Raw genomic sequence first — 1,521 nt, forward strand, 5'->3', positions numbered from 1 at the left:
GCGTCTCCTGCCGCGCCTGCTTGTGATCAACTATCGGGCGCGAATAATCCAGCGTGATCCCTTGTTTATCCGCCCACGCCCACGGCTGATGCAGGGCCTTCTCCGGCACCTTTGCCAGCTCCGGCAGCCAGCGACGTATAAACACCCCCTGTTTATCAAACTTTTCGCCCTGGGTGGTGGGATTAAATATGCGGAAATAGGGCGCGGCGTCGGTGCCCGTTGAAGCCGCCCACTGCCAGCCGCCGTTATTCGCCGCCAGGTCGCCATCAATCAGCTGGCTCATGAAATAGCGCTCGCCCGCCCGCCAGTCGAGGCGCAAATCTTTGGTCAGGAAGCTGGCGACAATCATGCGCAACCGGTTATGCATCCAGCCGGTGGCGTTAAGCTGGCGCATGGCGGCATCAACAATTGGAAAACCGGTCTCCCCGCGCTGCCAGGCCTGTAGGGAGGCCTCCTCTGCGCGCCAGGCGACCTTATCTGTCCAGGCAGTAAATGGCCGCCCTTTACAGAGCTTCGGATAGTAGACCATCAGATGGCGGTAAAACTCGCGCCAGATCAGCTCGTTAAGCCAGGTGGCGCCGGCTCCGCCGTCCAGCGCGGCGGGATGTTCCGTCAGCAGACGATGCAGGCACTGGCGGGGGGACAGCACGCCGATGGCCAGGCAGGGCGACAGGCGACTGGTCCCTTCCACGGCCGGGAAGTCGCGCTGCCCCTCGTAATCCGCCGCCGCTTGCTGACAAAACGCGCGCAGACGCGCCAGCGCCGTTTTTTCATCCGCGGCAAACAGCAGCCCGTCAAACGGCGTTTGCGGGTAGTTAAGCTCAGGCAGCGGCGGCGCCTGGCGGGCAGGCGCCTGGCGCGGCTTAGGGGCCGCCACGCACGCCGGCAGTCCGTCCCGCAGACGGCGAATAAACGCATTTTTAAACGGGGTGAAGACTTTATACATTTCGCCGCCACCGGTCAGTACGCTGCCGGGCGGCAACAGGACGCTGTCGTCAAAGCCCTGGCAAATCACGTCGCGCAAGGTGTTCTCAACGGCGGCATCGCGCTGGCGTTCATTGAATTCGTACTGATAGTTGTAGAACAGGTGACTGACCTGATGCTGCTGGCAAAAATCGGCCAGCCGTTCGACGCTGGCGGTAAAATCGTCCGCCTCTTCTACCCACAGCGGTATACCCCGTTCCGCCAGCGCGGCATGCAGACTCTGTAAATGGCTGGCGATAAAAGCGGCCTGCCGTGGCGCCAGGTGATGTTCACGCCACTGCCCCGGGGTGGCGATATACAGCGCCAGCACCTGCGCCTGCGGATCGCGGCAGGCGGCAGCCAGCGCCAGGTTATCGTGAATGCGTAAATCCGTGCGTAACCAGACCAGATGGGTGGCCATATCACTCCTTATTATCCGTCAGCAATACTCATCTTATGATCTAAGCCGGCAAAAATAGCGCGCTCCGGCAAAATACGCACCTGCCAATTCCAAGGCGGCGCATAAAAACGAGTGTAGACAAGCGGCGAAAAAAAAAC

General features: G+C 60.9%; 1 protein-coding gene. It reads right to left on the reverse strand.

Annotated features, from left to right (window positions below; genetic code table 11):
* Positions 1–1,384, reverse strand: a 1,384-nt coding sequence (phrB, locus tag HMPREF9538_RS22830; protein WP_009484146.1) for a deoxyribodipyrimidine photo-lyase, incomplete at its 3' end; no start/stop codon positions are given.
* Positions 1,385–1,521: the final 137 nt, after the last annotated feature.

The organism is Klebsiella sp. MS 92-3 (genome assembly GCF_000195655.1).
Lineage (GTDB): Bacteria > Pseudomonadota > Gammaproteobacteria > Enterobacterales > Enterobacteriaceae > Klebsiella > Klebsiella pneumoniae.